The following is a 6,332-nucleotide window of genomic DNA, read 5'->3' as shown; positions in this document are numbered from 1 at the left end:
AATATAGTTACAGTTCCAATTGTCGAACAAGTGATGAGCGATCGCAGCTTGTGGCACTGCTGGATTCAGTTCTAAACCGATTACTTCAACACAACAGTTAGGATTCACTGCCCAAATTGTCTGCAAAGCAGCAGCTGTGTTATATCCTAGACCATAACAAATATCCAATAGTTGCAAAACTGGTTTTTGGGCGGCTGTAGTCAGTTGAGTAGGTTCCACAAACTTAAAAAAACTCTCCTGCTTGGCACCACAATGGCTGTGAAAGGATTCACCAAACTCTTGAGAGACAAAGGTGAAAGAACCATCTGCTGTTAATTTAGGTGTAAAATTTTCTAAGTCTGACATTTTACAAATAAAACTAAATAATCACTAATCCCCTTCAGGAGTACTGAGTGCTGTTAGCGGATAGCTATGGTTTAGCCCATCCTGAGTGGGGAGAATCTCACTTATTTACTCAGAACTGTTTTGCCCAATGCCCAATTCCCCATGCCCAATGCCCCATTCCCAATGCCCAACCCTCAATTTGTTGTTTCGCCAGCTTGGCTGTTTGAACATCTAGAAGATCCGCAAGTCGTTATTGTGGATTGTCGCTTTTCTCTAGCCGATCCACAACTAGGGCAACAACACTACCAAACAAGTCATATAAAGGAATCATATTATTTAGATTTGAATCAGGATCTTTCCAGTCCAGTGGGTAAACATGGTGGGAGACATCCTTTACCTAACCCCAATGATATAGCTAACAAATTTGCAGCGATTGGGGTAAATTACCAAAAAAGTTTAGTTGTAGCTTATGATGATTCGCGCTTTGCCTTCGCAGCTCGTCTATGGTGGCTTTTGCGCTATCTAGGACATGAGCAAGTAGCAGTACTGGATGGAGGCTTTGCTGGATGGCAAAAAGCTGGGTATCCTGTTACGGATGTCGTTCCTCAACCCCGGATGGGTACGTTTGTAGCTCAAGTACAAACAGAAAAGGTGGTAGATATTACAGAGGTCAAAAGCCGCAAAGATCGGCATGAAGTAGTATTGGTAGATTCAAGAGAAAGCGATCGCTACCGAGGTGAACGAGAGCCAATTGATAAAATTGCCGGACATATTCCCGGTGCAGTCAACTATCCTTGGCAAGAAGTTACAGACTCTTCCGGCTACCTACTGCCTCAACCAGAACAACGCCGTCGCTGGGAACAGCTAGAAACAGCCGAAGAAATCTTGGTTTATTGCGGTTCTGGCGTTACTGCTTGCGTAAATTTACTTTCTTTAGAATTAGCTGGCATTAGCAAGGGTAAACTTTATGCTGGTAGCTGGAGTGATTGGATTAGTTATTAGTCATTAGTCATTAGTCATTAGTCATTAGTCATTAGTCATTAGTCATTGGTCACTTGTACTGAGCTTGTCCTGAGCGTAGCCGTTGGCGCAGCCTCTCGTAGAGAAGGGCGAAGCCGAAGTATTGGTTATTGGTTTTTGACAAACGACAAAGGACAAATGACAAAGGACAAATTTCAAAACCGACCTAATTGCAAACTGTAATTAATACTGAAGAACCAGCCATCAAAATCAATATTTTCGGCGGTTGAACTACCTAAACTCACTCCAGCCAACACATTCATATTGCTGGTATCAGATATTCGGTAATTTAAGTGCCCGAATAGCCGATGAAATTGGTCTTCTCGATCGCGCTGTGTAAAGTCCGAAAAGTTCACCTGGTAGTTAACACCAACCTGGAGAGGCTTTTGCAAGTAGTAGTTTAGAGACACCCAAAAGGAATTGATTATCCGATCGCGACTTTGGGGATCAGCAAAATTTACACTCAATTCGTAAAAGCTATTTAGTATTAATTTTGAAGTTAGGGGATCTCGCCGTCCCAAAGACACTTGCAGGGAATTTTCATTTAAAAAGCGATCGCCTGCTTTGAAGCTATCCAAGCGATCGCTGTTGTTGGCATGAAATAACTGTTGATTGCTCCAACTAACTTCTCCATACATTCGCTGCGACAGTTGCTGATAAATACTGAGATTAAATCTCACCTGGTTGTAATCGTATTGTGACTGATTGATATAACGAATGAGATTGCCATCAATTGAACCGTTTACATAAGTCTTAGCTCCCAAAGGGAAATATGCAGAGGCTAACGTCAGTCCAGAAATAATTAAACCATCTTCTATGGGACTATCATTTGAAGAAAAAATATTACTCGTCTGGAAGTAGGCTACACGCCCTTGTAGATAGCCTATAGGTTTAAACTTAACTACGGGTTGTTCTATTGGTGGAAAAGTAGGCTGTTCTAAGGGTCGTAACCGCACCCGCAACCCCAATTCGGGATCGCTATCAGATTCAGGTGGCTGTTTTGGCAATTGTAGCAGCTGCATTAGCCTCTCTAGCCTTTGAGACTGATTTATCTCAGGTGCATTCAACAGTTCCTCTTTTGAGTCTGGAGGAGATGCAGGCAAATCACTTGGCTGCAATTCTAGCTGTGGCGGGTCATTTTGGTTTTGAGTATCCCCAGGTTCTTCGGTTGTGTCTGGGGCTTGAGTAGTTTCGGGTGTTTGCTGCGCCAGCTTTTTTAACGGCATCTGCGAGTTTAAAGGATGCGACTCACTGGACTGCTTGCACAAAGAGTTAATTACCTCTTGTTCCAAGTTCTGACATAGCTGATAATTTACCTTTGTGCTTGCTAAATTTTTAGAATGCAAAATATCTGTATTTGCAAATTCTGCCGCATATACTCTAATGCAACACCAGCTTCCACCACTGGAAGCTAACAAAATACAAAAAAACAAATTCTTCCACTTTTTGAGTCGCATCTGTTAGATTGCGTTTATCGCCTTTGGCAAATGTAGACCCACAAGCTGTATCGGAAGTTCCGACTCAGAATATACAATTGAGTACATCTATCTTAGCTTTGTAGGTATATACTAAAACTACAAACTGAAATTGCCGCTTTTCGGATTTTTCCCCAGATTCTTTTGCAAAACTGAGATGATCGGATATAGTTACAGTTTATGCTCAAATTTAGTGAAATACAGGCAGTGACTCATTTTACAACAGATCCCTAACAACTTTTTGTCCCTGTAGCTGTTCTGATTAGAATGGATTATCTGTAAGGTACTCCTCATTTAATTGTTAATATCAAGCAAGTACTAACCTTGAAATCTGCCGCAGGCTTTATTGTATTTAATGCCAGTTTCATAAAAAAACTTAATTCAACTAAATACATAATTTATTCGTTGTCCATTTTATCTATTAAATGTAGGCTAAAGTCCAAATAAATTTACTAAATAAAATCGCTATAAAAATTATCAGCAGCTTCAAACTTGAATTTTTTTGGTATTAGTTGAAAATTAAAAGTTATCAAATTATGTTTTATAAATCGTTTCCATTGTTAGTGATTGCTTTATGGGGAGTTCTAGTAGTGCCTTTGCCAAATAAGGTAAGTGCCATAACCCCTTTGACGCGAGGAGAGATTCAAAACCTCCGCAACATGGTACAACTGATACCCAAAGATAAACTGAATAAACGTCCTGCACGCAAATTAGATGCAATCACTCCTGGGGACGGGCTGTCAACTGGTCGAGCTTCCCTAGCAGATTTGCGTTTCAATGATGGCTCTTTGGCACGAGTTGGAGAACAGGCGTTATTTCAATTTTTGCCGAAGACTCGTGACTTTAAACTGTCAAATGGGACTGTGTTGCTGCTCATCCCACCAGGAAGGGGGCAAACACGTATACAAACGCCAAGTGCAGCAGCAGCAATTCGTGGTTCAGCATTATTTGTACGCTACGACCAACAAACAGACACCACGATTGTGGGTGCGCTGACAAATAGCGGCATTGAAGTTTCTAACAAGGAAGGTGAAACTAAGGTGCTGGAAGCAGGGCAGATGATAATTCTAATTAAAGGGGAATTTCAGAACTTATATGATTTTGATCTGAGAAATTTTTATGAAACAAGCGAAATGGTTCGGGAACTTGATTTGAACAGGCAAAGTCCTGTGGCTACACCTGATCCAGCAATCACCAGTGTCCAAGCCGAAACTACTGCGGCTTTGGAAGCACAGCCACCGATAAAAGGCGAGGGAGTAATTGAAAACCCCTCTTTTGTGCAGCTAACTCCTAGTCTTTCAAATTCGCCTAGTAGTAATGATGTTATCAAAGACAATTCCTCAGCAAACTCTTCAGATTCAGAGAAAACAGGACAAGCCTCAACAAATACTAACCAGCAGAGTGTAAGTGGTAACAGCACTAAGATAAACACTGAAAATAGTAACGTTAGTGTTGATTCTAGTCCAAACCTAACAACACCTCAAAACTCCTCAACAGAAAACCCGACAAATAAAAATCCACAAAATAACACATTACCAATCAGCCCAACTGAGCCAACACCTGTAATCCCAACTGAGCCAACACCTGTAACCCCAACTGAGCCAACACCTGTAACCCCAACTGAGCCAACACCTGTAACCCCAACTGAGCCAACACCTGTAACCCCAACTGAGCCAACACCTGTAACCCCAACTGAGCCAACACCTGTAACCCCAACTGAGCCAACACCTGTAACCCCAACTGAGCCAACACCTGTAACCCCAACTGAGCCAACACCTGTAACCCCAACTGAGCCAACACCTGTAACCCCAACAGACCTTCCAAGCACATAAAACTGCTAATGGGGGTACAAGATGCTCTGCGAATGCCGAACGCGGTTCGTTTTATCATAATATTGCGTAAGTACTGTGGGACTTAGCTGCTCCAACGCAGAAGCAAAAAGTGATATTCCCTACGACCAGATAACATCTGCTAACGCTAGATTAAATCTAAGGACAGGACTTACACAGGGTTCACCGGATATCCTTATATAGTTCAATGACTTTTTCTGTGTAAGTTTCCAGGAACTAACTTTTTGCTAGAGAGAACATAAATTTATGACTTTTGATTACGACCTGTTTGTAATTGGTGCGGGTTCTGGAGGTTTGGCGGCTTCCAAACGGGCGGCTAGCTATGGGGCAAAAGTGGCGATCGCTGAATATGATTTAGTTGGTGGCACTTGTGTGATTCGCGGTTGCGTTCCCAAAAAACTCATGGTCTATGGCTCTCACTTTCCTGCACTATTCAGTGAAGCTTCAGGCTATGGCTGGAAAGTAGATAATGCTGAGTTAGACTGGGAATATTTCATTACATCTATAGATAAGGAAGTTCGGCGACTATCGCAACTACATATCAGCTTTTTAGAAAAGGCGGGAGTAGAACTAATTTCTGGTCGCGCCACATTGGTAGACACTCATACAGTAGAAGTGGATGGACGCAAAGTTACAGCAGATAAAATTTTAATTGCTGTTGGTGGGCGTCCCATCAAACCAGATTTACCAGGGATGGAATATGGCATTACCTCTAACGAAATCTTTCATTTAAAAGAACAACCAAAACACATCGTCATTCTTGGCGCTGGTTATATTGGCACAGAATTTGCCTGTATCATGCGTGGTTTGGGTTCCGATGTGACACAAATTACCAGAGGTGAAAAGATTTTGAAGGGGTTTGATGAGGACATCCGTACAGAAATTGAAGAGGGGATGACGAACCACGGAATTCGGCTGATTAAGAATAATGTGGTAAAAACAATTGAACGCGTACCGGAAGGTTTTAAACTGACTTTATCAGGGGAAGACCAAGAACCAGTAATTGCCGACGTGTTTTTAGTGGCGACTGGTCGAACTCCCAACGTAGATGGACTAGGTTTAGAAAACGCTGGGGTTGATGTCGTCCCCAGTTCTATAGAAGGGCCAGGGTACAGTACCACAAATGCGATCGCAGTCAATGAATATAGTCAAACTAATCAACCCAATATCTTTGCCGTTGGCGATGTCACAGACCGAATCAATTTAACTCCCGTCGCCATTGGTGAAGGTCGCGCCTTTGCAGATAGTGAATTCGGCAATAACCGCCGCGAATTCAGTCACGAAACTGTTCCCACAGCCATATTTTCTACCCCAGAAGCCGCTACAGTCGGCTGGACTGAAGCCGAAGCACGAGAAAAACTCGGTGATGCCGTCAAAATTTTTCACACTCGCTTTCGCCCCATGTACTATAGTTTGACTGGTAAGCAAGAGAAGACAATGATGAAGTTGGTGGTTGATAGCAACACTGACAAAGTGCTAGGCGCTCACATGGTGGGTGAAAATGCAGCTGAGATAATTCAAGGTGTAGCGATCGCACTGAAGATGGGTGCAACTAAAAAAGACTTTGACGCCACCGTTGGTATCCATCCCTCAGTAGCGGAAGAATTTGTCACAATGCGATAACTAGGTAATTTGTCCTCTCTTACAAAGTTCTGATCGGAGG

Annotated in this window: 5 protein-coding genes and 1 pseudogene; 4 read left to right on the top strand and 2 right to left on the bottom strand. The window is 42.5% G+C overall.

Annotated elements, in window-relative coordinates; translation table 11 throughout:
• Window positions 1-345: pseudogene (locus LC574_RS21355) on the bottom strand (hypothetical protein); the annotation flags it as partial.
• 47 nt (window positions 346-392) lie between these two features.
• Here LC574_RS21355 and LC574_RS21350 point away from each other — a divergent pair.
• Together LC574_RS21350 and LC574_RS21345 are read left to right on the top strand one after the other, a co-directional pair.
• Window positions 393-551, top strand: coding sequence for a hypothetical protein (locus LC574_RS21350; protein ID WP_229455484.1), 159 nt, complete (start codon window positions 393-395; stop codon window positions 549-551).
• Window positions 508-1,326 (top strand): sulfurtransferase, encoded by an 819-nt coding sequence (locus tag LC574_RS21345; protein WP_229455488.1) that lies wholly within the window; start codon window positions 508-510, stop codon window positions 1,324-1,326. The genes LC574_RS21350 and LC574_RS21345 overlap by 44 nt, the downstream gene beginning before the upstream one ends.
• Before the next feature lie 173 nt (window positions 1,327-1,499).
• On the opposite strand, the gene LC574_RS21340 is transcribed toward LC574_RS21345, so the two are convergent.
• Entirely contained in the window at window positions 1,500-2,570 is a 1,071-nt protein-coding gene (locus LC574_RS21340) for a hypothetical protein (RefSeq protein WP_306422146.1), read from the bottom strand.
• 785 nt (window positions 2,571-3,355) lie between these two features.
• Here LC574_RS21340 and LC574_RS21335 point away from each other — a divergent pair.
• Complete coding sequence (locus tag LC574_RS21335; RefSeq protein WP_229455481.1) at window positions 3,356-4,651, top strand: FecR family protein; 1,296 nt, start codon at window positions 3,356-3,358, stop codon at window positions 4,649-4,651.
• 264 nt (window positions 4,652-4,915) lie between these two features.
• The gene (gene gor, locus LC574_RS21330; protein WP_229455480.1) at window positions 4,916-6,292 is read left to right on the top strand and encodes a glutathione-disulfide reductase; all 1,377 of its coding nucleotides are present in this window, start codon (window positions 4,916-4,918) and stop codon (window positions 6,290-6,292) included.
• Window positions 6,293-6,332: the final 40 nt, after the last annotated feature.

The organism is Nostoc sp. CHAB 5715 (assembly GCF_020829685.1).
In the GTDB taxonomy this organism is placed as follows: domain Bacteria; phylum Cyanobacteriota; class Cyanobacteriia; order Cyanobacteriales; family Nostocaceae; genus Nostoc.
This window is presented reverse-complemented; position numbering and strand designations above follow the sequence as displayed.

Bases quoted from the DNA above. Each gene is read 5' to 3' on its own strand.
- LC574_RS21345 (WP_229455488.1), top strand. From the start codon at position 508: ATGCCCAACCCTCAATTTGTTGTTTCGCCAGCTTGGCTGTTTGAACAT.
- LC574_RS21340 (WP_306422146.1), bottom strand. From the start codon at position 2,570: ATGCCGTTAAAAAAGCTGGCGCAGCAAACACCCGAAACTACTCAAGCC.
- LC574_RS21335 (WP_229455481.1), top strand. From the start codon at position 3,356: ATGTTTTATAAATCGTTTCCATTGTTAGTGATTGCTTTATGGGGAGTT.
- gor (WP_229455480.1), top strand. From the start codon at position 4,916: ATGACTTTTGATTACGACCTGTTTGTAATTGGTGCGGGTTCTGGAGGT.